At 39.9% G+C, this 24,793-nt stretch carries 23 protein-coding genes; 8 read left to right on the forward strand and 15 right to left on the reverse strand.

Annotated features, from left to right (window positions below):
• Positions 1-22 precede the first annotated feature (22 nt).
• Positions 23-991: a lytic murein transglycosylase gene (locus AAEY94_RS11005; RefSeq protein WP_350978813.1), complete on the forward strand. Its 969-nt coding sequence runs from the start codon at positions 23-25 to the stop codon at positions 989-991.
• Positions 992-1,053: 62 nt separating this feature from the next.
• Positions 1,054-1,500: a YcgN family cysteine cluster protein gene (locus AAEY94_RS11010; protein WP_162022933.1), complete on the forward strand. Its 447-nt coding sequence runs from the start codon at positions 1,054-1,056 to the stop codon at positions 1,498-1,500.
• A 70-nt stretch (positions 1,501-1,570) separates the two neighbouring features.
• Here AAEY94_RS11010 and dsbB read toward each other — a convergent pair whose 3' ends face one another.
• Positions 1,571-2,080 (reverse strand): disulfide bond formation protein DsbB, encoded by a 510-nt coding sequence (dsbB, locus tag AAEY94_RS11015; RefSeq protein WP_350978815.1) that lies wholly within the window; start codon positions 2,078-2,080, stop codon positions 1,571-1,573.
• 116 nt (positions 2,081-2,196) lie between these two features.
• Entirely contained in the window at positions 2,197-3,783 is a 1,587-nt protein-coding gene (nhaB, locus tag AAEY94_RS11020) for a sodium/proton antiporter NhaB (RefSeq protein WP_101087585.1), read from the reverse strand.
• A gap of 588 nt (positions 3,784-4,371) precedes the next feature.
• Between nhaB and fadR the strand changes: the two genes are divergently transcribed.
• Positions 4,372-5,091, forward strand: coding sequence for a fatty acid metabolism transcriptional regulator FadR (gene fadR / locus AAEY94_RS11025; protein WP_101087586.1), 720 nt, complete (start codon positions 4,372-4,374; stop codon positions 5,089-5,091).
• Between the two features lie 133 nt (positions 5,092-5,224).
• Here fadR and AAEY94_RS11030 read toward each other — a convergent pair whose 3' ends face one another.
• The 4 genes from AAEY94_RS11030 to sodB form a co-directional block, all read right to left on the reverse strand.
• The gene (locus AAEY94_RS11030; protein WP_182743671.1) at positions 5,225-6,736 is read right to left on the reverse strand and encodes a SpoVR family protein; all 1,512 of its coding nucleotides are present in this window, start codon (positions 6,734-6,736) and stop codon (positions 5,225-5,227) included.
• A 9-nt stretch (positions 6,737-6,745) separates the two neighbouring features.
• A complete protein-coding gene (locus AAEY94_RS11035; protein WP_182743670.1) occupies positions 6,746-8,011 on the reverse strand; it encodes a YeaH/YhbH family protein in 1,266 nt (421 codons plus the stop codon).
• A 63-nt stretch (positions 8,012-8,074) separates the two neighbouring features.
• Positions 8,075-10,009 (reverse strand): PrkA family serine protein kinase, encoded by a 1,935-nt coding sequence (locus tag AAEY94_RS11040; RefSeq protein WP_182743669.1) that lies wholly within the window; start codon positions 10,007-10,009, stop codon positions 8,075-8,077.
• A 297-nt stretch (positions 10,010-10,306) separates the two neighbouring features.
• A complete protein-coding gene (sodB, locus tag AAEY94_RS11045) occupies positions 10,307-10,891 on the reverse strand; it encodes a superoxide dismutase [Fe] (protein WP_350978818.1) in 585 nt (194 codons plus the stop codon).
• 234 nt (positions 10,892-11,125) lie between these two features.
• Between sodB and grxD the strand changes: the two genes are divergently transcribed.
• Positions 11,126-11,467, forward strand: a complete 342-nt coding sequence (gene grxD, locus AAEY94_RS11050; protein ID WP_101087590.1) for a Grx4 family monothiol glutaredoxin — start codon at positions 11,126-11,128, stop codon at positions 11,465-11,467.
• A 123-nt stretch (positions 11,468-11,590) separates the two neighbouring features.
• On the opposite strand, the gene AAEY94_RS11055 is transcribed toward grxD, so the two are convergent.
• Positions 11,591-12,820: a uracil-xanthine permease family protein gene (locus AAEY94_RS11055; protein WP_101087591.1), complete on the reverse strand. Its 1,230-nt coding sequence runs from the start codon at positions 12,818-12,820 to the stop codon at positions 11,591-11,593.
• Between the two features lie 238 nt (positions 12,821-13,058).
• On the opposite strand from AAEY94_RS11055, the gene AAEY94_RS11060 reads away from it, so the two are divergent.
• On the forward strand, positions 13,059-14,156 hold the full coding sequence (locus AAEY94_RS11060) for a DUF2066 domain-containing protein (RefSeq protein WP_350978820.1): 1,098 nt from the start codon (positions 13,059-13,061) through the stop codon (positions 14,154-14,156).
• 154 nt (positions 14,157-14,310) lie between these two features.
• On the forward strand, positions 14,311-15,021 hold the full coding sequence (gene hda / locus AAEY94_RS11065; RefSeq protein ID WP_059745344.1) for a DnaA inactivator Hda: 711 nt from the start codon (positions 14,311-14,313) through the stop codon (positions 15,019-15,021).
• Between the two features lie 113 nt (positions 15,022-15,134).
• Here hda and AAEY94_RS11070 read toward each other — a convergent pair whose 3' ends face one another.
• From AAEY94_RS11070 to bepA, 4 genes are all read right to left on the reverse strand, one after another.
• Positions 15,135-17,084, reverse strand: coding sequence for a hypothetical protein (locus AAEY94_RS11070; protein ID WP_350978822.1), 1,950 nt, complete (start codon positions 17,082-17,084; stop codon positions 15,135-15,137).
• A gap of 150 nt (positions 17,085-17,234) precedes the next feature.
• A complete protein-coding gene (locus AAEY94_RS11075; RefSeq protein WP_011637219.1) occupies positions 17,235-17,612 on the reverse strand; it encodes a DUF2069 domain-containing protein in 378 nt (125 codons plus the stop codon).
• An 11-nt stretch (positions 17,613-17,623) separates the two neighbouring features.
• Positions 17,624-17,980 (reverse strand): arsenate reductase (glutaredoxin), encoded by a 357-nt coding sequence (gene arsC, locus AAEY94_RS11080; protein WP_350978824.1) that lies wholly within the window; start codon positions 17,978-17,980, stop codon positions 17,624-17,626.
• Between the two features lie 97 nt (positions 17,981-18,077).
• A complete protein-coding gene (gene bepA / locus AAEY94_RS11085) occupies positions 18,078-19,511 on the reverse strand; it encodes a beta-barrel assembly-enhancing protease (RefSeq protein WP_254439930.1) in 1,434 nt (477 codons plus the stop codon).
• 163 nt (positions 19,512-19,674) lie between these two features.
• Between bepA and AAEY94_RS11090 the strand changes: the two genes are divergently transcribed.
• Positions 19,675-19,896, forward strand: coding sequence for a sulfurtransferase TusA family protein (locus tag AAEY94_RS11090; RefSeq protein WP_162022940.1), 222 nt, complete (start codon positions 19,675-19,677; stop codon positions 19,894-19,896).
• A gap of 25 nt (positions 19,897-19,921) precedes the next feature.
• Positions 19,922-21,004, forward strand: coding sequence for an AI-2E family transporter (locus tag AAEY94_RS11095; protein WP_101087597.1), 1,083 nt, complete (start codon positions 19,922-19,924; stop codon positions 21,002-21,004).
• Positions 21,005-21,263: 259 nt separating this feature from the next.
• Here the strand turns inward: AAEY94_RS11095 and AAEY94_RS11100 are convergent, their stop codons facing one another.
• From AAEY94_RS11100 to kdnA, 4 genes are all read right to left on the reverse strand, one after another.
• On the reverse strand, positions 21,264-21,506 hold the full coding sequence (locus AAEY94_RS11100) for a DUF2897 family protein (protein ID WP_182743665.1): 243 nt from the start codon (positions 21,504-21,506) through the stop codon (positions 21,264-21,266).
• Positions 21,507-21,581: 75 nt separating this feature from the next.
• Positions 21,582-22,319 carry an 8-amino-3,8-dideoxy-manno-octulosonate cytidylyltransferase KdsB gene (kdsB, locus tag AAEY94_RS11105; RefSeq protein ID WP_101087599.1) on the reverse strand — a complete coding sequence of 246 codons (738 nt, stop codon included), beginning with the start codon at positions 22,317-22,319 and terminating at the stop codon, positions 21,582-21,584.
• Between the two features lie 88 nt (positions 22,320-22,407).
• Positions 22,408-23,478, reverse strand: a complete 1,071-nt coding sequence (kdnB, locus tag AAEY94_RS11110; protein ID WP_101087600.1) for a 3-deoxy-alpha-D-manno-octulosonate 8-oxidase KdnB — start codon at positions 23,476-23,478, stop codon at positions 22,408-22,410.
• 71 nt (positions 23,479-23,549) lie between these two features.
• Positions 23,550-24,734 (reverse strand): 8-amino-3,8-dideoxy-alpha-D-manno-octulosonate transaminase KdnA, encoded by a 1,185-nt coding sequence (kdnA, locus tag AAEY94_RS11115; RefSeq protein WP_011637227.1) that lies wholly within the window; start codon positions 24,732-24,734, stop codon positions 23,550-23,552.
• Positions 24,735-24,793 lie beyond the last annotated feature (59 nt).

The raw sequence follows: 24,793 nt of genomic DNA on the forward strand, positions 1-24,793 counted from the left end.
TAAAGGAGTAATCAAGACGAATATGATTCAAAAAATCATTTTATGTGCATTTTGTTACTTCATTTGTTCTAATATTGCCATGGCAGAAGACAGTCGTGGCGAATTTTCCGACTATTTGTTGGAACTACAACAAAGGGCAATAGCCACTGGCGTTAATCAACTGACAGCAGAACGCTATATTGCTAATATTAAAATCTTCAAAAAAGCCAGCCTCAATACCCATTCAGATGAATCACAAACATTAGAACACTTTATTCCCCAAGCTGTACCTGAAATTACCGTGAGTACAGCCAGAGCAATGTTTCAGCAACATGAATCGCAAATAGAAAATATTAGCCGAACTTATCAAGTTCAGTCCCGATTCCTGATGGCATTATGGGGGATGAACTCTCGATTTGGAGAGCGAACAGGACGTTTTTCTGGGTTATCTGTTTTAGCCTCACTGGCTTATAAAGGCGATAAAGAAGCTTTTTACATTAATGAATTTATTGCAGCGCTCAAGCTAATCGAACAAAAAAATATTACCGAAGATTTATTGCAAAGTTCTTCATCAGGGGCGATGGGACAGATGCAAATGATGCCTAGCCAGATACTCCAATACGGTATAGATGCCGATAAAGATGGCATCATTGATGTTTGGAGCAGTATGGATGATGCCTTTGCATCTACGGCTAATATGCTACATCAACAAGATTGGCAATATGATTCTACGTGGGGAAGACAGGTAAAAACGACAATGATGTTAGATCCAAACTTACTTGGTTTACAATCACATCACACATTTCCAGATTGGCAAGCCTATGGTGTCAGGCGTTTTGATGGTACAAATTTACCCCAACGTAATGACATGGAAGTATCATTAATTGCGCCGGATGGACCCAAAGGCCGCTTTTATTTAACCTATAATAATTTTCGATTATTACATCAATTTAATAATTCTTTGTACGATACACTGGCAATAACCTACCTTTCTGAGAAAATTAAACAGTAAATTGTACCGTTTTAGGTGTAAAATGCGTGAAAATTTAGATAATAAGCCACTTTAGACATAAAATGATGACTCAGTTTTGGATAACCACACCTCTAGAAAACATGACCCCCGAACAATGGGAGTCTCTTTGTGACGGCTGCGGTAAGTGCTGTCTAAATAAAATCATCGATGATGAAACGGATGAACTTTATTATACCAATGCCGCCTGCCATCTATTGGACAACGATACTTGTGGTTGCCGAAGATATCCTGATCGTTTTACTTATGTGCCTGAATGTACTGCCATTACGCCTGAGAATATTGCTGAGCTGACTTGGTTACCCGATAGCTGTGCTTACCGACGTTTGCATGTTGGCAAAGGCTTACCTAGCTGGCATCCGTTATTGACTGGAAATAAACAGGCTATGCATGCGGCGGGTATTTCGGTACAAGGTAAAACCGTAAACGAAATGAAAGTGAAGTATTTGGAAGACTGTATTGTACTGTGGCCGATGCTAGACGTTGAATAATCAATTCTTTAAATATAAAAAAGACCTCAATGAGGTCTTTTTTATATTTGATTTCGAACTTTTTGCTGATTTATTTTACAGATTTAAGTGCAGGTAACAACATCAACAACCAAATAACACCATAAACAGCAAAACCAAGCATCATCCATTGTGCCATGCTGACAGACAGCCACGACCATGGTGAGTCACTACACATGCCTGTTGGCGAGAATACTGAAGGTAACCAGGTGTCTAATGGCATAAAACTGGGGAATTCGGGGTAAAAAGAACAAGTCGCAAACGGTGAAGGATTAACTTGCATCTGGTTTAGATCATAAGCTAATTTGAAGCCCCAAACCGCCGATACAGACCATCCAGCCATACCCACTAATCGTAACAACCACACTTTAGGTTGTAGTATCCCTATCAGCGCTGCCAGAATAATACCGAGTACAGCAACCCGAATATAAATGCACATGACACACGGCGCTAGATCCATTCCATATTGAAAGAAAAGGGCTGCCAATTCCAATCCAATGGCGGACAATAATAATAAACCCCAAGACAAACGGTTATGGCAAAACTGCTGTAGTTGCGACAATTTCAGTTCCTAATAAATGTGTTAACAGATAAAAAAACACCCTCAAATGAGGGTGTTTACACAAACAATAGAGACTTTAAGATAATTTATCTACTAAGTCCAATAAGCTGATTTAATTAATGCCCCATTGCCGCGCCACTGATGTCTTTGGCTGAGTGGTGGATAATTAATTGAGTTTCATAAAGTAAATCAGTCATGTCGACTAAGAAACCTGACTCAATGGCCATCACGCCCACAATTGATAATACAATCGTATAAGGCAACGCCATCCATACCATACGGCCGTACGATAAACGAATAAGCGGTGCTATGGCCGAGGTTAACAAGAATAAGAACGCTGCTTGTCCATTCGGCGTAGCCACAGAAGGTAGGTTAGTACCGGTATTAATTGCCACAGCAAGTAAATCAAATTGATCTCGAGTGATTTGGCCACTCATCAATGCTGCTTTCACTTCATTAATGTAAACAGTTCCCACAAACACGTTATCACTGACCATAGATAACAAGCCGTTAGCGATGTAAAAAATCACTAACTGCATATTGCCTTCATAACCTAATGCCCATTGGATCACTGGAGCAAACAGTTCCTGGTCAATAATCACACCAACGATGGCAAAAAATACCGCCAATAGTGCAGTGAAAGGTAAAGCTTCTTCAAATGCTTTACCCAAAGAATGTTCGTCGGTTATACCATTAAACGCAGTGGCTAAGATGATGACTGATAAACCAATGAGGCCAACAGAAGCTAGGTGAAGTGCTAAACCAGCAATTAACCAAATACCAATAAGGGCTTGGATAACCAATTTCATTTTATCTTGATTGGTTCTGTGCGAGTCTTCATGAGTGGCGTAATCAGTTAAAATCTTATGTACTGCATCAGGTAATTGTGCGCCATAACCAAAGACTTTGAATTTTTCGACAAGAAAACAAGTGAATATACCTGCAACCAATACTGGCATTGTCACTGGCGACATCCGTAAGAAAAACTCACCAAACTGCCAATGGGCTTGGGCCGCAATGATTAAGTTTTGTGGTTCGCCAACCATGGTGCAAACACCACCAAGAGCGGTACCAATGCCTGAATGCATTAATAAATTACGTAAGAATGCTCGGAACGATTCTAATTCTTCATTGTTTAACTGTTCAGTTGTTTCAGATGTATGGTCGTGACCATCATTAAAACTCTTTCCTGAAGCCACTTTGTGGTAGATAGAGTAAAAACCAACGGCAACAGCAATAATAACCGCGATGACCGTTAACGCATCTAAGAACGCAGATAAAAATGCCGACGCAGTACAAAACATCAATGAAACGATGATTTTCGAACGTACTTTGGTAATCATCTTGGTAAATACAAACAGTAACAACTGCTTCATAAAGTAAATACCAGCGACCATGAAGACTAAAAGTAACAATACTTCTAAGTTTGCTTCAATTTCATGTAGAACTTGCGAGGGAGATGTCATGCCAATAAATACGGCTTGAATTGCGAGCAAACCGCCTGGCTGAAGTGGATAACATTTAAGTGCCATTGCTAGAGTGAAAATAAATTCAACGACTAGCACCCATCCAGCGATAAATGGACTGACATAAAAAAACAGCAGGGGATTTATTACTAAAAATGCCAAAATTGCGTATTTGTACCATTTAGGTGAATTGCCTAAAAAGTTTACAAATAGCGCCTGACTTTTGGTTACAGGCATATCAGCCTCTCCGATATTGTTATTGTGGCAGTATTGTTACCATTTTTTGATAGCTTACAATACATCATTATTTTCAAATAGATTTGGGAGAATAGAGGCAACTCAGATTAGAAAACTTGATAAGCATCAATTTTTCGTTAATTGAGTTTAAAATTCAATTCGATTGAACTGAGTATTTTGGCCAATTACTCTCTGTTGAATAAAGATATCTTGTTATAGCAAACAATGTGTTAGCAAAATAGTTTACTCACTAACTACGTATGGCTCTTATTTTCATCGCTAGTGTAGCTTAAAAAAAATCGAATTGTAACGCTGTTATTGTCGTTAGAATTAACACGTAGCGTTAACAAACCAGCTACATCATTATATACTAAACTTAAAGAGTTCTATCAGATAAATTGATGATATGTCGATGATTATAGTGGTTTAATGTGATGAATATTCAATTATTGATTTTTGCTCAGTTTAGTTGTTTGAAAATCAATCGTAATGAGCGTAGTGATTAAACAATGGTTTTTATTTTCTACCGCTCTGGTATGATCAGTCACAATAGTTTCGCCATTGTTTAGCAATAGGATATGAAGGCTGATGATCATCAATGCCAAAGGGCCAGCGAGTTTTGCCGAGAAATATATTGTTCGTTCCATTTGGGAAAACAAATTTCCACCGGGATCAATTTTACCTGCTGAACGTGAGCTCTCTGAACTTATCGGTGTTACTCGAACAACGTTAAGAGAAGTGTTACAACGTCTTGCTCGAGATGGTTGGTTGAAAATTCAACATGGTAAACCTACCCAGGTGAATAATTTTTGGGAAACGTCTGGGTTAAATATTTTAGAAACCATTGCTGATTTAAATCCGGATGGTTTTCCGCTACTTGTCGACCAATTAATGGCTGCTCGTGGTAACGTAAGCAACATTTACTTTCGGGCCTCCATTCGCCACAATCCTGAAAAAGTAGTTGATGTATTAGCGGGTATTCATAGCTTAGAAAATGATGCAGAAGCGTATGCTACATTTGATTATCAATTGCATCATACATTAGCTTTTGCATCAGGTAATCCATTGTATGTATTGATTTTAAATGGTTTCAAAGGTCTTTATAATCGTGTTGGTCGATATTATTTTTCGAGCCAAGAAGCTCGTGAATTAACCATGCGTTTTTATGTCAAACTTGAAAAGTTAGCTAAAGATAAAAATTACTCTGACGTACCAGCATTAATGCGTATCAATGGTATCGAAAGTGGCAAAATGTGGCAAAAATTACGTGATGATTTACCTGCTGAAATGGGTCATGATAAATCCTAGTGAATTAGTGAATTAGTGAATTAGTGAGTAAAACCTCTCATTTACACTTAAAAAAGAGCCAATTAAATCGATTGGCTCTTTTTTATAGCATAAATCATCTCGTTCAAACCACAGACTGTAAACTAGATAGACTTTATGCTGCCGTTTCTGGACACATTGATAAGGTACTAACAATGCCTAAGTCATCAAGTTGCTCCAAGGTGACATTAAATCCCCATAATCGATGTAAATGCTTTAATACCTCTTGATGGTTGTCTGCCAGCGGGATGCCGTCAAATGGTATGTAGCGTAAGATAATTGACCTGTCACCGTTCACTTGCACTTGTTGTACTTGTATATTGGGCTCGATATTCGACAGATTATATTGTTGTGATAGGGTGTTGCGAATATCTTGGTAACCTTGATCATCATGAATGGCCGATATTGATAGTTGACTGCGTTTTTCATTATCTAAAATACCAAATAGCTTAAAGTCACGAATCACTTTAGGTGATAAATATTGGCTAATAAAACTCTCATCTTTAAAGTGTTTCATGGCAAAGTGAACCGTTGTCAGCCAATCGCTGCCTGCAATGTCTGGAAACCATTTTCGATCTTCTTCAGTGGGGGTTTCGCAGATGCGTCTGATATCGATAAACATTGCAAACCCTAAAGCATAGGGGTTTATGCCACTATAATGTGGACTATTATAGGCAGGTTGAGCGACCACTGCGGTGTGATTTTGCAAGAATTCCAACATGAAACGGTCGGTAACTTTATCGGTATCATATAAGCGATTGAGTATGGTGTAATGCCAAAAAGTTGCCCAGCCTTCGTTCATCACTTGGGTTTGCTTTTGTGGGTAAAAATATTGCGCCATCTTACGTACTATGCGCACCAATTCACGTTGCCAAGGTGCTAATAATGGTGCGTTTTTTTCAATAAAATATAAAATGTTTTCTTGAGGTTCACTGGGGAAAATAGCCGTCGTTTCAGGGGTGTCTGTTTGTGGTGATGTAGGCAGCGTTCGCCATAAGTCATTCACTTGGCTTTGCAGATAATCTTCACGCTCTTGTTGTCTTGCTTGTTCTTCTTTGAGTGACACTTCAGCTGGACGTTTGTAGCGGTCTACACCGTAATTCATTAATGCATGGCAAGAGTCTAAGGTCAGTTCAACTTGCTCTACACCATAACGTAATTCACATTCACGAATATAATTCTTAGCAAAAACTAAATAATCAATAATCGAACTGGCATCGGTCCAGGTGTTAAATAAATAGTTATTTTTAAAAAAACTATTGTGGCCATAACAGGCGTGAGCCATAACCAATGCTTGCATCGTGATGGTATTTTCTTCCATTAAATAGGCGATGCAGGGGTCGGAATTTATCACAATTTCATAAGCTAACCCCATTTGGCCGCGCTTGTAGCCTTGTTCTGTTTGGATAAACCGTTTACCAAATGACCAATGAGTGTAACCAATGGGCATTCCTATCCCTGCATAGGCATCCATCATTTGTTCCGCGGTAATAATTTCAATTTGATTCGGATAAGTATCAAGTTTAAAGAAAGCCGCGGCCTGTTCAATTTCATATTGATATTGTTGCAGTAAATCAAATGTCCACTCGGGACCATCATCTAACGGGTTACGTTTATGTTGAACCATGATAGCCTCCTATATAGCTTGTTTTTTAAAGAGTTCACGGAAAACGGGATAGATATCTTCAACTTGGTGAATATGCTGTACCGCAATATTGTCAAATTGCTGTTGTAACTGTTCATATTGATGCCACAAGGTTTGATGAGCCCGATGACTGATTTCGATGTAACTGAAATAGCGTACTTTGGGCAGAATATGTTTTGCTAATATTTCATGGCAAGTGGGGGAGTCGTCGGACCAATTATCGCCATCAGAAGCTTGAGCTGCATAGATATTCCATTCATTTTCAGGGTAACGAGCTTGTTGTATTTCATGCATCAGTTTTAATGCGCTTGATACTATGGTTCCGCCGGTTTCTTGTGAGTAAAAAAATTCGTGTTCATCGACTTCTTTTGCCTGTGTATGGTGGCGAATATATACTACCTCGAGGTTCTGATAACTGCGGGTCAGAAATAGATACAATAGAATATAAAAACGTTTAGCCATATCTTTGGTAGCTTGATCCATCGAACCTGACACATCCATTAAACAAAACATCACCGCTTGACTAGAAGGGACTTCGCGTTTCGCATAGTTGTTATAGCGTAAATCAAAGGTATCGATAAATGGTACTTTAGCGATTTGCTGCTTGAGCACTGTTATTTGCTCTTTGATGGCTATAATCCGCTCGGCTTGAGCGCCAGGAGTATCTTCTAATACCGCAAGTTCGGCTTCCAATGCCTGTAGTGCTTTCTTTTTCCCGCCGCTCATGGCGATGCGTCTAGCGAGTGATGAACGCAGTGATCTGACAATATTGATATTGGCGGGTACGCCATCATTGGTGAAGCCTGCGCGATAGGTTTGATATTCAACCAATTTATTAAGGCGATTATTCTGTAAGTTTGGCAGTTCGAGATCTTCAAACAACAATGCTAAATATTCATCTTTTGAAATAGTAAATACAAAATCGTCGTCACCTTCGCCACTATTTGAGGCATCGCCTTGACCTGCACCGCCTTGTCCGCCTTTAGGTCGTTGAATTTGGTCGCCACGATTAAATTGATCATTGCCAGGATGAACTCTGTCCCTTATTCCACCTTGTCCTTGTCTAAAAACAGGCTCACTGAGATCCCGCTTGGGAATACTAATCTGTTCACCTTTATCAATATCCGTAACACTTCGGCGTGTTACCGCATCACCGACAGCTTTTTTGATTTGTTTTTTATAGCGTTCAATAAAACGCTGCCGATTAACAGTGCTTTTTCCTTTTGCGTTGAGTCGTCTATCAATAAAATTTGCCATACGTCGCTCCCAAGTCTGATTTTTGGTAGCGCCCTGTCAGCGGCGCTACCAATTATTGGGTGTCTACGATGATTTACGCACTCGTAAATACCATTCTGACAATAGTCTGACTTGTTTTTTGGTATAACCTTTTTCCATCATGCGATTAACAAAGTCGTCATGCTTACGCTGATCGTCATTCGATGTTTTGCCGTTAAACGAAATAACGGGCAGCAAATCTTCAGTGTTGGAAAACATTTTTTTCTCAATCACGATGCGTAATTTCTCATAGCTAGTCCACAGAGGATTATTGCCTTCATTATTGGCTCGAGCACGTAAGACGAAGTTAACAATTTCATTGCGGAAATCTTTTGGATTACTGATCCCCGCTGGTTTTTCAATTTTCTCCAATTCAGCATTTAAGGCACCACGATCAAAAAGTTGTCCTGTTTCTGGGTCGCGATATTCTTGATCTTGGATCCAAAAATCAGCATAGGTAACATAACGATCGAAAATATTTTGTCCGTATTCAGAATACGACTCAAGGTAAGCGGTTTGGATCTCTTTACCGATAAACTCAACATACTTAGGGATTAAATAACCTTTAAGAAACTCTAAATATTTCTCACTTATATCGTTAGGAAATTGTTCTTGTTCAATTTGCTTTTCCAGTACATAAAATAAGTGGACTGGGTTTGCGGCGATTTCTGCACTGTCAAAATTGAATACTCGTGACAAAATCTTAAATGCAAATCGGGTCGATAGCCCTTGCATGCCTTCATCTACGCCAGCATAGTCCCGATATTCTTGGTAGGATTTCGCTTTGGGATCGGTGTCTTTTAAGCTTTCACCGTTATAGACGCGCATTTTTGAATAAATAGACGAGTTTTCGGGCACTTTTAAACGCGATAACACACTAAATTGTGCCAGGGTTTCTAAGGTACCTGGTGCACAAGATGCAGTGGATAATTCAGAATTAGCCAATAATTTTTGATAAATTTCCATTTCTTCAGATACCCGCAAACAATAGGGCACTTTGACAATATAGACGCGATCTAAAAACGCTTCGTTATTTTTATTATTCCTAAACGCGGACCATTCTGACTCATTAGAATGGGCCAAAATAATACCGTTATACGGCAAGGCCGATAAGCCTTCAGTACCGTTGTAATTGCCTTCCTGAGTCGCAGTCAATAATGGATGAAGTACCTTAATGGGGGCTTTAAACATTTCAACAAACTCCATCAACCCTTGGTTTGCACGACATAACGCACCTGAGTAAGCATAAGCGTCGGCATCATCTTGTGAAAAATGTTCTAACTGACGAATATCAACTTTACCCACCAAAGCAGAAATATCTTGGTTATTTTCGTCTCCGGGTTCTGTTTTAGCAATACCGATTTGATCGAGCACCGATGGATACACTTTTACGACTCTAAATTTTGAGATATCACCACCATACTGGTGTAAACGTTTTACTGTCCATGGTGACATAATCGTTTTGATATAACGACTTGGTATGTTGTATTCGTTTTTGAGTAGTTCACTGTCTTCTTCAGGATCAAACAGACAAAATGGGTGGTCGTTGACAGGACTACGAACGCCATCGGCAGTTAATATGTAAATCGGCACTTGTTGCATTAATGCTTTGAGTTTTTCGGCCAGCGATGATTTACCGCCACCGACAGGGCCTAAGAGATATAATATTTGCTTTGACTCTTCTAAGCCTTGAGCAGAATGTTTCAAGTAGGCCACGATTTGTTCAATCGCATCTTCCATGCCATAGAAATCTTTAAATGCGGGATATTGTGCAATAACACGATTAGAAAAAATCCGACTTAAAATTGGATTTTTTGCTGTGTCAATAATCTGCGGTTCACCAATGGCCATGAGTAACCGTTCGGCAGCAGACACATAGGCACTTCTGTCTTGTTTACAGATATCGAGAAATTGCTCTAAGGTATATTCTTCGTCACGTTTTTTTTCATAGCGTTGTTGATAGTGCTCAAAAATGCCCATAGTAACCCCCTCAAAACGTACAGTTGTATGACGTAAAAAGCCTGAGTGATGAATGCGATGGTCAAGAATGTAATGTTAAATCTGTTAGCGCAATATTAGGCTTTACGACTAAAGTGTAGGACAGGGTAAATAACTTGGCGAAGTTTTAATGAAAAATAAATCAAATAAAAACAATAACAAACAGTAGCATTTGCAATAGTTGCAAACATAGTCTGATGATAGGCAGCGTACTTTAGGCGGATAAAATGACAAAAAAAGGAGCCATAAGGCTCCTTTAGTTTTTGCAGTTAATCGAAATTAAGCAGCAAAATTCTTATTAACAAATTCCCAGTTAACAAGCTGCCAGAAGTGAGCTAAATATTCTGGACGTGCGTTACGGTAATCAACGTAGTAAGCATGTTCCCATACATCTACAGTTAATAGAATCGTAACAGACTCATCTGTTAACGGTGTAGCAGCATTGCTAGTGTTAACAATCGCTAATGAACCATCAGCTTTTTTCACTAACCATGTCCAAGCGCTACCAAAGTTATTTACTGCAGAATCAGTAAATTTAGCTTTGAATTCTTCAAAAGAACCAAAAGAAGCATTGATAGCAGCAGCGATATCGCCAGTTGCGTCGCCGCCAGCATTAGGTGCTAAGCAGTTCCAGTAAAAAGTGTGGTTCCAAACTTGAGCCGCGTTGTTGAACATACCGCCAGTTGAAGTTTTAACAACTTCTTCTAGTGTTTTGCCCGCAAACTCAGTTCCTTCAACTAAACCGTTTAGTTTAACCACATATGTGTTGTGATGCTTACCATAATGGAACTCAATGGTTTCTTGAGAAATGTGTGGTTCAAGTGCGTTCTTTGCATAAGGTAATGCTGGTAATTCGAAGGCCATTAGTATCTCTCCATGGATTCAGGTTATCGTTTTGTTTACCCATCAGGTAACATTGCTCTATTGCTATTGTACTGATTATTTTTGTGATGTGAATCATTGTTTAGGGAATTATGTGGATTGCAGTAATCGATTTTATGGATTTTAGATAAACCCTACAAACTGTGGCATTTTGTTCTTAGTCTAGGTGTCGTACAATAGACATTATGTATTCAGTCGTCGTACTTAGGAAATCAAATGGAAACTGTAGAAAAGATTAAGCAGCAAATTACCGAAAACCCAATTATTGTGTACATGAAAGGTTCACCTAAATTACCAAGCTGTGGATTTTCATCTCAAGTTGCTCAAGTGATGATCAACTGTGGTGAACAATTTGCGTTCGTAGATATTTTACAGCATCCAGATATTCGTGCTGAATTACCAAAATTTGCTAACTGGCCAACATTCCCACAATTATGGGTAGAAGGCGAGTTAATTGGTGGCTGTGACATTATCACTGAAATGTTCCAAAAAGGTGAACTTCAACCAATTATTAAAGCAACTGCTGATAAATTCCGTACAGAAGACGCAGCAGAGTAATTGCAGATGATTGAGTGTTTACGCACTCAAAAAAAGCCCCAAAGCGAAAGGTTGTTGGGGCTTTTTATTATTTTTTAAAACATGTACTTACAAAGCAGTGCTTCTGCATGCGGTTACAGAAAGTTACTTTTCAACCTGTGGCTTTTTCACGGCAGGTAAAATCAAGTTCATCAAAATAGCAACAATACCGCACAAACTTATCCCCGTTAAGCTAAACGAGCCAATACCAAACGCCATTCCGCCAATACCAAACACCAACGTTACCCCGACAATACTCAGATTACGAGGTTCAGATAAATCGACTTGATGACGAATTAAGGTATTTAATCCAACAGCTGCAATCGAGCCAAATAATAAGCACATAATACCGCCCATTACCGGTACAGGTATGGTTTGCATCATGGCACCCAATTTACCGACAAAAGCTAGGGTTATCGCAGTGATGGCTGTCCAAGTCATGATCCGTGGATCAAAACTTTTGGTCAGTGTAACCGCACCGGTTACTTCACTGTAAGTGGTATTAGGCGGACCGCCCAATGCCGACGCTGCTATCGTAGCAATACCATCGCCAGTAAGGGTGCGATGTAAACCAGGCTTTTTAAAATAGTCTTTACCCGTCACGTTAGAAATGGCTAAAATATCGCCGATATGTTCAACCGCTGGTGCAATGGCAACTGGGATCATAAATAGAATCGCATGCCAGTTAAATTCTGGGGCGACAAAGTTTGGCATGGCTAACCAAGCTGCTTGAGTAACTGGGGTGAAATCGACAACACCAAAGGCTAAGCTCACACCATAGCCAACCAATATACCCGCCAGAATAGGCATTAGTCGGACCAATCCTTTAGCAAAAATCGCTACTATTATGGTGGTCATTAATGCCGAAAGTGAAATCGTTAGCGCGACATTTTGCTCTACGATGATCAAGCTTCCATCACCACTTTTACCTAATGCCATATTGACGGCTACAGGCGCTAAGCCTAAGCCAATGATCATAATGACTGGGCCGACAACAACCGGAGGTAATAAAGTATGTATAAATCCAGTGCCACGAAGTTTTACTGTTAATCCAAGTAGCATATACACCACGCCAGCAGCCATTAAACCGCCCATGGTGGCAGGAATACCCCATGTTTGTACGCCATATAAAATGGGCGCAATAAAGGCAAAGGAAGAAGCGAGGAATACAGGTACTTGACGTTTAGTGACTAATTGAAACAGTAGGGTACCGAAACCGGCTGTAAATAATGCGACACTGGTGTCTAAACCCGTTAATAACGGCATTAGCACGAGTGCCCCAAAAGCGACAAATAGCATTTGTGCGCCTTGAAGCGGAATTAACACGCGTTTCATATTGTTCTCCATCATTATTTAGAAAGTTAGCGTGTGATTAAACGGCGCGAATTGTCACATAAAAGCGATAATATGCATAACAACTTTGAGGACGCTGTAGCGATTATTGTTATTTGATATGGCTACAATACTGGGTCAATTTGGCGGCAGTAAAAAAGAGTTTTCGTTATCCATTACTCGATAGAATTTTATTATGATATAATTTGTGCACTTATATTTGCTGCGTTTATGTTATCAGATGCTGAAAAAACTAATTAATCTCATTACGTTACCACTAATTGCGTTAACCTCGATTACGCTTGTACATGCTGCTGAAGTGAGCAAGCTTGATGAAGCCGATATTACGGTAGCTTCACGCGCAAACGATGTGAAAAATAACGCCCTTAAAGAGGCATTAGCTGCCGTTTTCTTAAAAAACTCTGGTCTGCCGAGTGTAGTATTAAACCCATTGGTAAAAGACCAAATTAATAACCCAGAAGTCATTTTGACTCAATATGGTTATTATGAGAAAAATGGCGAACTCATGCTCAAAGCCAGCTTTGATCATCAACGGGTTATTTCAACGTTACGTCAAGCCGGTTTACCTGTTTGGGGCAGTCAACGACCATTAACCCTGTTATGGATGTCGGTTGATGAAAATAATGAACCGTCTATTTTAGCTGATGCTTCTTCAGCCGATATTCGATCAGAGTTGGCTCAAGAGTCTAATAATAAAGGCATTCCGTTATTGCTGCCGATTATGGATTTGGATGATGTGATGCAAGTGAGTATCACTGATGTACGTGGAATGTTTACTGATGTGTTAGCTAATGCATCTACCCGTTATCAAGCTGATTACTTCGCTATTGCCAATTTGGATACTCAAAGCAGTAACGTTCATTTCACCATCAAATTATTTGATAAAAATAGAACTAATGGTGTACTACAGCCGTTAATTTCACAACAGGGTGAAGCGACGGATTATCAACAAGCTACGAAGCGAATGATGAACATTCTGGCCGATTATTATATTAGCCAGTTTGCCATAGCCTCGACAGGCAGTGATGTAGCTACCCAAGTCAGCTTTACTGGGTTAAACAACATGACTCAAGTGGTACATATTGAAACCTATCTTCGTCAGCTTAGTGCGGTGAAATCCCTGAAACTTAGTCAGTTTAAGGGTGAAGCAGCCACTTATACGATAGAATTGTTTAGCAGTGTAGATGATTTGCAACGATTGCTTAATATTGATAGTCGGTTATCAAAATTAGATACCGTTGGCAGTGTGGAGTCATTTTATGAGTCTAAGGCCGACAATTCTACGCCTAAATTACTTTATCAATGGTTGGGCCAATAAGTATTATCAAAAGGTGCGCTGTACACTTTAATTGTACAGCGTGAAATGCTATACCGAGGTGATCTTTATGTGCAGGATTCTTGCTGATACTCGCATAATTGACGGATTTAGGTATAATAACGTTAGTTAGTTTATGATTTTGAGACCTATCTGAGTGACACAAAACTCACCAAGACAATTATCTTTACCCGTTTATCTACCTGACGATGAAACCTTTCAGAGTTATTATCCTGCTTCGGGTAATGATGAGTTGATCCAGAAACTTCAAGCTAGCGCTGAAGGCAATCTAGCGTCTTCTTTGTATGTATATGGCCCAGAAAAATCAGGCCGCACGCATTTAATGCATGCAGCTTGTGCCCTTGCCAATGACCTAGAACGCCGCACTCTCTATATCCCATTAGGCATTCATGCGAGTATTTCACCGGCATTATTTGAGGGCCTAGAATCTCTGGAATTGATTTGTATTGATGATATAGAAGCCATAGCGGGTCATCCTGTATGGGAAGAAGCTATTTTTCATCTATATAATCGTATAGCTGAGCAACAAGATTGCCGTTTAATTGTTAGCGGAAAGGCATCACCTTCTGAAACGGGGTTTTTATTGCCAGATTTGGTTTCTCGTATGCAATGGGGATTAATCTATCAATTACAACCAATGGCAGACGATGAAAAGCTCGTGGCCTTGCAGCGCCGAGCGGCAATGCGTGGTTTGCAGTTGTCTGATGAAGTAGGGCGCTTTTTACTGACGCGAATGGCGCGTGATTTACGCACCTTGTTTGATGTACTCGATAAACTCGATAAAGCTTCTATGGTACATCAGCGTAAACTGACGATTCCGTTTATAAAAGAGATGTTGAGACTTTAATACCTTAGGTTTTAATTCTTTAGGCAAAAATTATCGTCATCAGTCTACGCAATCACACAATAAAAAACGCCAAATGAATTCATTTGGCGTTTTTTATTGTGTGAGTCAATGGTTTATTGCTTCACGTGATCACTGCCACTAAATTGCAATGGTCTAGTCTCAGCAGTGTTTTTTTCAGTTTGTGATGAGATTTTCTGTGGTGATTTTGATGGATCAGTTGTTAGCACCAAGTTTTGTGCCCAAGTTTGGCCTTTAACTAACGCTACTGGTGCAGGTAAACCGTCCATCACTTGGCTAACATCAACTTCAGGCAGTATTTGGCTCAATACGTAGCTAGCGCGATCGTATAACTCAGGTTGACCGACTCGGCCGCGTTGGCCCCATTCAACCACAATCGTCGAGCTCGTCTCAATTTCTGGTTTGTCAGTAATGGCGATATCACGCAAAATACCATATCGATGGCTCATCATCACTTCTTCAAACAACATGGCAACATCTTCTCGTGTTGATGAATAGGCATAATCATCGTTGGCGAGATCGTTTGCAATAAATTGCGCTACATCGTTCGGTGTATACGCTTTTTGGGTATTATTTGCATTTTCACCAGAGTATTGAACGCTAGCAAGAGCGTACATTTCAGTACTGGTTAATGGATAGCGGATGTTAAGTTGGTCTGATGTCATCTCTTTACCATCAAAACGACGATTAAATTCGTCTTTTAAAGTAGGGCCTTGAATATTGGCATGCATGTTTTGTGGATAAAAATCATTTGCATGAGCCAGTTCATGATACAAGAGCCTGGCTAGGTTAGAAGACATATTCTCCATGGTACGGTTAGTACGGTTGCCTATTTCTATATATTGACCAGCATAATCGTTGTTTTTGACATAACGATATGGCGAGAGGTAATTTAGATCTTCACCAAAGTTGCTGCGATAATCAGGGGTTTCATTAATCGTATCTCGCTGAGCAGAAGTCAGCCATAGAAATTCAGGGTCTAGATATATTGCTCCTATAAAACCAGTATAAAAGGCTGGTCTGATATCGTAACTGATGACGACAGCAGTCACTGATTGCAACAATTCTACAAAATCATTATGAGTTTGTGCACGTAAATAGGCTTCAAAGTTTGCCCCCATCCAGTCGTGTGAAACCAGTACTCTGTCCATAATAGTATCAATCGGATCTGGCTTAGTATCTTGGCTAATGAAGGGCAGCTCGTTAAGAATATTACATTGATTGACTAGTTGGTTCGAGTAAACACAATAGGCCAGATTATTAGCATAAGGTGAGTTAGGCTTGTAAGGGTGCATTCGTGCAATGGGGGAGTTGAAGTAGGCGTCCGATGGGGCGTTTTTTTCTTTGGTTACGAGTAAATTGACGTCATCACTAATGGTTTTGCCATCAAATGTGGCAGTGGCTTTAAGACTGAATAATTGATCGGTATCGACGTTTGGCGCAACAAAAAGTGGCCTATTTATGTCACTCAAATCCACGTTGGTAAAGGCTTTATTATTAGCACTCGGATACATGCACCAACTAATATTTTCAGGTACTTGGCCGTTTATATTTTGTATACGTAAACTCGCATCAGTTCTATTCACCATTTGATGATCGCTATTAATGCGTAAAATATTGTCATTAGAATCGGCAGTAATTGATATCGTTTCTTCAATGTTGATATTACCGCCAGAGACAGTCACCTTAAAAGCGTAATCTTGGTTACTTGTGGGTGTGAATGCTAACACTTGGCTATTAACTGCAGCTAGTTCAAGACTGGGTCCTGATATCTGCTGCCACAAAAATGATTTGCCAATAGTGTCTTGTTCATTAAGGTTGGCAATAATGCTGCCAGGCTTGTCTTTGGCATAATGCTGTTCAAGGGTAAAAGTCAATTGAGAGTTTGTGTCGGTAATTGAATAAGTTAAACTTTCACTGCAGATTTCGAAAGTGGATGAGGTAGGCACACCTTGATCGTTATTGTCTGAATCTCCTCCGCAGGCGCTAACGAATATGGCACTGGCTAAAAGGCTATAGATCCCTAAATTTTGCGATAACTTCATTAAGCGACTCCATGTCTATTTTATTATTATTTAACAATACATTTTTATAACATCTTGTTTGCAAAATAATGTAGCACGCTGTTTTGTATAAATGCAACTAACAAAAAAGCGCCCGAAGGCGCTTAGTGAGGCAACAAAAATGAAGTTTGTTTATTGTTGTTCAGACTTTTTCTTCAACCCTAATCCCAGTTCTCGGCCGCGTTTACGAGCATAGAATGGAAAACTCACCAACAAGACACAAATCAATACCGATTCAATCAGTGCAAATACCAGCGCATCAGTGGTGACATAAGCAAGGGTTAAGCCATGTAATAAGTATACACACAGAATAAAACTGGCCCATGCATATGTATATGGGTTACCGGTTAAGATGCCTTTAAGCGGAAACAGTAGAGGTACAATCCATATTAAGCTGAATCCTAGCGAGTAGGTGCCATTCATGCCTTGTTGAATAAACCAGCCGCTGAGCAGCAGGAGTAATGCAAGGTAACCAATTCGACTTAGTTGAAACAAGGTTTGTGAAGTCATTATTTTACTCGTTAAAGAATAGACAAAACATTTTCTGGTGGACGACCAATGGCTGCTTTGTTGTTGGCTAGCACGATAGGACGTTCAATTAATTTAGGTGTTGCTACCATTGCAGCGATGAGCTGATCTTCCGATAACGATGTGTCAGCCAAATTTTGAGCTTTATATTCGTCTTCTTTAGTGCGCATAAGCTGGCGAGCTGTTAAACCAAGTTGTTGCAAAATAGTCTGAATTTCAGCGGTTGTAGGTGGCGTCTTTAAGTATTCAACGACAGTGACATCTACTGCATTAGCTTGCAACAATGCGAGCGTCTCACGGCTTTTTGAACAGCGAGGGTTATGGTATATCGTTGTTTTGGTGGTTGTCATTGTCATAGTCCGTCATTAAAAAATGGCAAACAATAAGTAGATTTATTGTTTGCCATTATTCTATCAAAGAATAGCTTGTAAGGTTAGATTATCGCGGCTATTTTAATTCTTCCATTGCCCTATCTGCTTGTCTGAATTGTCTTATTCTTGCTTCAATTCGTGCCATTTGTAGGTTTTGGCCATCAGAATAGCGATATGCATAATTGAGTTGGTCAATTGCACCTTTGTAGTTAGCCGATAAGGCCATGAGTTCAGCATTGCTATAATACTCAAGCGCTTTATTGTCTAGCTTACGATATGCATCAGCCATAATTTGATACGGCAGCATACTTTGCTTATCGAAAAATATCAGTTCTTCTAACAGCGGGATAGCTTTTTTAGGCTGATCTGCCTGAACATAAATATTGGCTAAGTTAGCGTTGACCACTTGTGAGGTCGGTTTTAATTTCCGTTGAGCTTCTAATAATGCTATTGCACCTGCAAAATCTTTTTTCTGATCTAATAAATCTGTTTTGGTGTCGATGTAGAACAGATTATTGTCATCTTGTTTTAGTAAATCATCAATGATCACTTCAGCTTGTGCAAATTTTTCTAAACGGAAAAGTGCTAAAGCTTTGCCATAGAGCGCGGCCTGTTTAAACGAATACTCGTTCTTTTTGAGTTGTTGATTAAACAAAGATAACGCGGCATCATCACTAAAACTTGAAAAGCGTACTTGGATACGCGCTTTAGCTAGCTGAAAGTTAAGGCTGTTAGGGACATTACTTTTAGGGTACTGAGCCGCGCGGTTACGTGCCTCGGTAATACGTGATTCTGGCAATGGATGCGTCAGCAACATTTGTGGTGGTGTTGTGGTAAAACGATAACGAATTGCCAGTTGACCAAAAAATGTAGCGGCAGCATTAGGATCAAATCCGGCATCGACAAGAATTTGCATTCCAATACGATCAGCTTCTTTTTCATGTAAGCGGGTATAGTTAATTTTAGATTGTGTTGCTAAGGCCTGAGTGGTTGCTAAGGCTGCCATACCGGCTTGTGGTGCAGCAATCGTTAATAAAATAGCCCCTAACATTCCCACAATTGTGGCAGTTGAGCTTTTTTGTTGTGCCTCAAGAGATCGTGCTAAATGGCGTTGAGTGACGTGGGTAATTTCGTGGGCTAATACCGATGCAAGTTCACTTTCGTTGTCGGCATTTAAAAATAACCCCGTATGTACGCCAACATGACCACCAAAAAACGCAAACGCGTTGATTTCATCATTGCGGAGTAAAAAGAAATAAAATGGTGTCTTTACCCCCGTGGCATTAGCAACAAGTTTGTTACCCAGTTCAGATAAATATTGGGTTAACACTGGATCACTGAGTACCGGTGCCGATGAACGAATAACGCGCATATAAGCGTCTCCGTAGACAGTTTCTTTTTCTAAACTAAAAGTATTGACCGCTGCGGTACCTAGATCTGGAAGATCATTATTGGCAAAACTGTGGCCAATACTGGCAGCAAAAAGCACACTAATAGCGCTAGCAGCCAGTGATTTTGAAAAGGTCGATAATGATAATTTACTCAAGCGGAACCTTTAATGATGATTGAATCGAAAATTTAAGCTTAACCAGCAAGTTTGCTTAAGTTACATTGCTTGTGGTTTATTGTACAAGCTAGGATAATAGCCCTAGATTGTTTAAAGCAAGTTGATAATGATTTTAATTGATTTAACACCCTATGTTTGTCCTTATCCTTTAGTAAAAGTGAAACTTTTACTAAAACAGATGGATGTGGATGAAAAATTACATGTACTCTTATCTGACCCTGGTTCACGCCGAGATGTTCCCTTGTTGATAAAAAAAATGGGTTTTGGTATTGAAATCATTGCTGATCAACCGCATTGTTTGTCATTTATCATCACCAAAACAAATTGATATTGTTTATATAAAAGGTTTTTCAATGCTGGAAATTTTAACTGATTGGTACAAAACCCGTTTTAGTGATCCACAAGCCATAACGTTAATGTTTATTATTATTGGGATTGGTCTTGCATTGTACTTCGGTTCTGGATTGCTTGCGCCTTTGCTGGTTGCTTTGGTGTTAGCGTTTTTACTGGAGTGGCCGGTAGCACAAATGTCGCGACTGGGTATAAGCCGAACCGCTGCGGCAACAATCGTGTTGGTGGTATTTTTAGGGGTGATGATTATTTTGATGTTTGGTTTGGTGCCGAGTATTTGGCGTCAAGGGGTGTCATTGGTTACTGATTTACCCTCAATGATTGATAAGGGCATGCTAATTGTGCGCGAGTTTAGCGCTGATTACCCGCAGTTTGTGAGTGCATCACAACTTGATTCGATGATGGAAGAAATTAATAAGATGCTTGATACACAGCACCTTATTGATTTAGGGAAACAAATTTTAGGTTATTCTGCGTCATTATTAGTATTAATGGTGTACGCCATTTTAGTGCCATTGTTGGTATTTTTCTTTTTAAAAGACAAAGACTTTTTATTAAATGGCAGCAAACGATTTTTCCCGTCTAACCGTGGTCTAGCGAGAAAAGTTTGGTTTGAAATGGACCAACAAATCTTTAATTATATTCGTGGTAAAGTGATTGAAATTGTTATTGTTGGCGTAGCCAGTTATATCTTTTTTGCTATCATGGGGCTGCGTTACTCAGCACTACTAGGTGTATTGACAGGCTTGTCGGTATTGATCCCATATGTTGGCGCTACTTTGGTTACATTGCCGATTGCATTAGTCGCATTTTTTCAATGGGGTTTTAGTGCTGAGTTTGGTTACTTAATGTTAGGTTATGGGATTATTCAGGCGCTAGATGGCAATGTATTAGTACCGCTATTGTTTTCTGATGCGGTTGATTTACACCCGGTTGTGATTATTGCCGCCGTGTTAGTCTTTGGGGGCTTATGGGGCGTTTGGGGAGTCTTTTTTGCCATACCACTAGCATCGCTAGTAAAAGCAGTCATTAATGCTTGGCCTAATAACCAAGAGCAACAACGAGTCACACTTGACAGTGAGTAACACTTGCCTGTGGTATTAAAACATCAGTATAGCAACAGAGCCGTTGGATACTTTAAGCTAACCCCATTATGAGGTTAGCTTTATTATTAGCTTAAGTTGCGCCATATAGAGGTTATGACGAATGGAAATACAGATATAAAATAACTGCTAGGCAAATAACAACGATTAAGAACGAGAAGATAGGCCAACATGGGCGTTTTGCTATTTGCAACCCACTAAATTATAGATAGGCTCATTTTATAGATAGGTACATTGAGCATTATAACGTTTTGTCTTTGCTGTCTTTGCTGCCGTTGTCTTTCTCGTCTGAAGGTTCTTCAGTCAGTTTTTGTTCAGATTCTGGTGAACTGGTTTCTTTTTCAGGATTTTGCTCTCGGTCTTTATGTTCACCAAATTGAGGCATTTTAAATTTGGCAGAATATTTCAACACCGCAATGTTACTTGCAATAACGCCGATGACTAAAATGATAATTAGCCAAACTTCATAACCTTCTAGACTCATTGGAAACTCCTTTTAACCTGCAATTTTATAGCTGATGTTGTTAAGACAACACCAGCTATAAGCATATATGTTTGGTTAGTCGACGGCTAAACGTAGTTCACATTTGCGAATATCTTCAGGGGTATCGACTTCTGGAGAGTCAAATGCGCTGATAGCAATTTTAATTTTGTGGCCGTATTCGAGTGCGCGTAGCTGTTCTAATTTTTCGAGATCTTCAAGTCTACCTAAAGGTAACTTAGCAAAGGCATTCACAAAACGCTTAGTGTAGCCATAAACACCTAAATGCTTGTAAACCGGATAGTCATTGGTATCGCGACCAAAGGGGATACGAGAGCGAGAGAAATACAATGCATTATGGTCATTATCAAATACCATTTTAACGTGCATAGGGTCGTCTAATTCTCTTTTATCGACGATTTCAAATCCTAATGTCGCCATTTCGAATTCACCAGGGTGACGTTCAAATAGACTTATGATTTGTTCGATTGAGATAGGATCAATCAGCGGTTGATCGCCTTGTAAATTAATCACTAAATCGTCATCGTTAAGACCAAGCAATGCAATGGCATCATTAATACGGTCGGTACCAGAGGCGGCATCAGGGCTGGTCATTACGACTTTACCACCAAAGGATTCAACGGCATCTTTAATGCGGTCGTCATCTGTAGCAACATAGATGCTATCGAGGCCTTTTGCTAATGATGCACGTTCATAAACGTGTTGGATCATGGGTTTACCATTAATCGGGGCTAGCGGCTTGCCCGGGAAACGGCTTGAACCATAACGTGCCGGGATTAATAGAGTAACTTTCATTAATATGACCTACTTGTGGTTGTGACAATAATATAGACAATAAATAAAAGGGCTCATAAGAGCCCTTTATGACTTAATCTGTCGTTTATTATATACGACGGAATAACTTAGTCAGCATTTCATCGGTAACTTTCTCTTCCCAGCCTTTACCGTACACGTTGTCCCAAAGTGGACCCATGCTCTTAGTCACGGCAACCATCTTAGCGATAGTTTCATCTGGCAAATCTTTACAGATGTTTTTAGGCAGAGTGATGTTATGAATTTTCATCATTTTACGGAATTCAGTCACACCTTCTGGATAGAATTCTTCCAGCACGTCAAAGGCTAAACAGTTACCAATACCGTGGTGATAACCCAGTACATAACCTAAACCGTAAGATACCGCATGACATGCACCGACTTGGCTATAAGCAATGCTCATACCGCCCATGTATGACGCCATCATTAACTTGTCGTCTTTTTCTGCGTGGTCGTCTAAGAACACTTGACGACATAAATCCATTGATTTTTCGGCAAATGCTTTAGCAAACTCGTTGAGGTATGTGCCTTGTAATGATTCTACACAATGGATAAAACAATCCATACCAGTATAGAACCACTGATCAGTCGGAACCCCTGCAATTAATTCAGAGTCCATGATGATTTGATCAAACACGGTGTAATCTGAGTTTAAACCTAGCTTACGAACGGGTCCGCACAATACTGCAGTACGTGATGCTTCAGCACCCGTGCCAGACACTGTTGGAATACCAATATGATGTATTGCAGGATTTTTAATTAAATCCCAACCTTGGTATTCAGAAGAACTACCAGGGTTAGTGAGCATTAGTGATACGGCTTTGGCTAAGTCCATCGTTGAACCGCCGCCTAAACCAACTACGCTCACTGGTAACTTAGTGTTAAATGCGTTAACTTGCGCCGTTAACGCATCAACTTGTTCAGTTGTTGGCTCATCATCTACGTTTACGTAAATCAGTAGGTCGTGCGCTTGAGTTGGCACGCGGTCAGCTAGCGGTTTACCTTGATGTACATCATCGACAAGGAAAACGACAAAATCGTTAGCATCTTGGCGTTCTTGACCTAATACAACATCAAGTTGTACAAATGAACCACGGCCAAAGATCATTTTTGGTACACATTTAAAATTTTTAAAACTCATTACAACAGTCTCCATTGAGATAAGTACTGTAAAAAGTGCTCTGAGCCATCACTGACCGAGAGGCATCAATGCTAGGCAAAAGCGCGTTTGATATTTTCAATACGTTCAGCTATTTGCTCATCAGTCCAAGACAACTTGATCAACATCGAAATCGTTCGGCTCATGATAGCGTCAGATTTAGGTGTCAGCACTTTAGTGTAGTCAGGGCGATCAGCGATTAGCATAATAGGTAATGCGGCAGGTGCTTTAAGTTCTTGGATGTGTTTCCAATTTTTAAGGTAATGCCAGTTGTTAACATACCAGTAAAAACAACCATCAACTTTGTTGGCAGCCAGCTTTTTATTAATTTCTTGAGTGCGTTCTTCTGTTGGCATCATAAATGTTAAGAAGCCTGCAGAATCGCCGTCTGGATCTGGAATTTCACGGAAGGTGATTTCAGCAATAGATGCCATAGCATCTTTAATGGTTTTCTTATTTTTACGCTGAATAGCAATGATTTTATCAAGCTTACGTAATTGTGCTAAACCCATTGCTGCATTCATTTCTGAAATTCGGAAATTCAAACCCATAATTGGGTGTGATTCTGCACCACGATCATTACCAACATGGTCATGACCGTGATCTGAAAACATGTGTGAGTGGTTATAAATTTCGCTATTGTTAGTGACAATCGCGCCACCCTCACCACAGGTGATGGTTTTAACTGAGTCAAATGAATAACAACCTACATCACCGATGGTGCCCAATGCTTGGCCTTTATAACTGCCACCGATGGCTTGACATGCATCTTCTAAAATCACCAAGTTATGCTTTTTACACACCGCTTTGATTTCGTCCATCTTCGCCATAGAACCACACATATGAACAAGGTTAATAGCCTTGGTACGTGGTGTGATGACAGCTTCAATACCTTCTGGAGATAAACATAATGTTTCGTCAATTTCAGCAAAAATAGGTACAGCACCGGCCATAAACACGGCTTCAACAGAGGCTACGAAGGTAAATGGAGGCACAATAACTTCATCGCCAGCACCAATGCCCGCTGCTGCCATTGCAGTTTGTAATGCAGCAGTACCGCTTGATACTAAATGAGCGTGTTTCACGTTCATTTTTTCGCAAAGTAGTTGCTCCATGTCGCGGGTTTTCCAGCGATCATTACGCATATGGTCGAAGTTATAACGGAAGGTAAAACCGTTCTCCATTACGTCAGCAACTTCCTGCTTTTCTTCAGGACCAAATAATTCAAAACCAGGCATGGAAATCATCTCCTAAAAATTCTGCGCATAGTAGCGCTAAATAAACTGGATGATTATAA

It is taken from the genome of Shewanella sp. AC34-MNA-CIBAN-0136, assembly GCF_040309945.1.
Classification (GTDB): Bacteria; Pseudomonadota; Gammaproteobacteria; order Enterobacterales; family Shewanellaceae; genus Shewanella.

Excerpts from the sequence above, each read along its gene's own strand:
- AAEY94_RS11030 (WP_182743671.1), bottom strand. The coding sequence starts at position 6,736 with ATGGTTCAACATAAACGTAACCCGTTAGATGATGGTCCCGAGTGGACA.
- AAEY94_RS11095 (WP_101087597.1), top strand. The coding sequence starts at position 19,922 with ATGCTGGAAATTTTAACTGATTGGTACAAAACCCGTTTTAGTGATCCA.
- arsC (WP_350978824.1), bottom strand. The coding sequence starts at position 17,980 with ATGACAACCACCAAAACAACGATATACCATAACCCTCGCTGTTCAAAA.
- AAEY94_RS11100 (WP_182743665.1), bottom strand. The coding sequence starts at position 21,506 with ATGAGTCTAGAAGGTTATGAAGTTTGGCTAATTATCATTTTAGTCATC.
- kdsB (WP_101087599.1), bottom strand. The coding sequence starts at position 22,319 with ATGAAAGTTACTCTATTAATCCCGGCACGTTATGGTTCAAGCCGTTTC.
- AAEY94_RS11055 (WP_101087591.1), bottom strand. The coding sequence starts at position 12,820 with ATGAAACGCGTGTTAATTCCGCTTCAAGGCGCACAAATGCTATTTGTC.
- grxD (WP_101087590.1), top strand. The coding sequence starts at position 11,126 with ATGGAAACTGTAGAAAAGATTAAGCAGCAAATTACCGAAAACCCAATT.
- nhaB (WP_101087585.1), bottom strand. The coding sequence starts at position 3,783 with ATGCCTGTAACCAAAAGTCAGGCGCTATTTGTAAACTTTTTAGGCAAT.
- fadR (WP_101087586.1), top strand. The coding sequence starts at position 4,372 with ATGATCATCAATGCCAAAGGGCCAGCGAGTTTTGCCGAGAAATATATT.
- AAEY94_RS11090 (WP_162022940.1), top strand. The coding sequence starts at position 19,675 with ATGATTTTAATTGATTTAACACCCTATGTTTGTCCTTATCCTTTAGTA.
- AAEY94_RS11010 (WP_162022933.1), top strand. The coding sequence starts at position 1,054 with ATGATGACTCAGTTTTGGATAACCACACCTCTAGAAAACATGACCCCC.
- kdnB (WP_101087600.1), bottom strand. The coding sequence starts at position 23,478 with ATGAGTTTTAAAAATTTTAAATGTGTACCAAAAATGATCTTTGGCCGT.
- AAEY94_RS11070 (WP_350978822.1), bottom strand. The coding sequence starts at position 17,084 with ATGAAGTTATCGCAAAATTTAGGGATCTATAGCCTTTTAGCCAGTGCC.
- kdnA (WP_011637227.1), bottom strand. The coding sequence starts at position 24,734 with ATGCCTGGTTTTGAATTATTTGGTCCTGAAGAAAAGCAGGAAGTTGCT.
- AAEY94_RS11005 (WP_350978813.1), top strand. The coding sequence starts at position 23 with ATGATTCAAAAAATCATTTTATGTGCATTTTGTTACTTCATTTGTTCT.
- sodB (WP_350978818.1), bottom strand. The coding sequence starts at position 10,891 with ATGGCCTTCGAATTACCAGCATTACCTTATGCAAAGAACGCACTTGAA.
- AAEY94_RS11035 (WP_182743670.1), bottom strand. The coding sequence starts at position 8,011 with ATGGCAAATTTTATTGATAGACGACTCAACGCAAAAGGAAAAAGCACT.
- AAEY94_RS11060 (WP_350978820.1), top strand. The coding sequence starts at position 13,059 with ATGCTGAAAAAACTAATTAATCTCATTACGTTACCACTAATTGCGTTA.
- AAEY94_RS11040 (WP_182743669.1), bottom strand. The coding sequence starts at position 10,009 with ATGGGCATTTTTGAGCACTATCAACAACGCTATGAAAAAAAACGTGAC.
- AAEY94_RS11075 (WP_011637219.1), bottom strand. The coding sequence starts at position 17,612 with ATGACTTCACAAACCTTGTTTCAACTAAGTCGAATTGGTTACCTTGCA.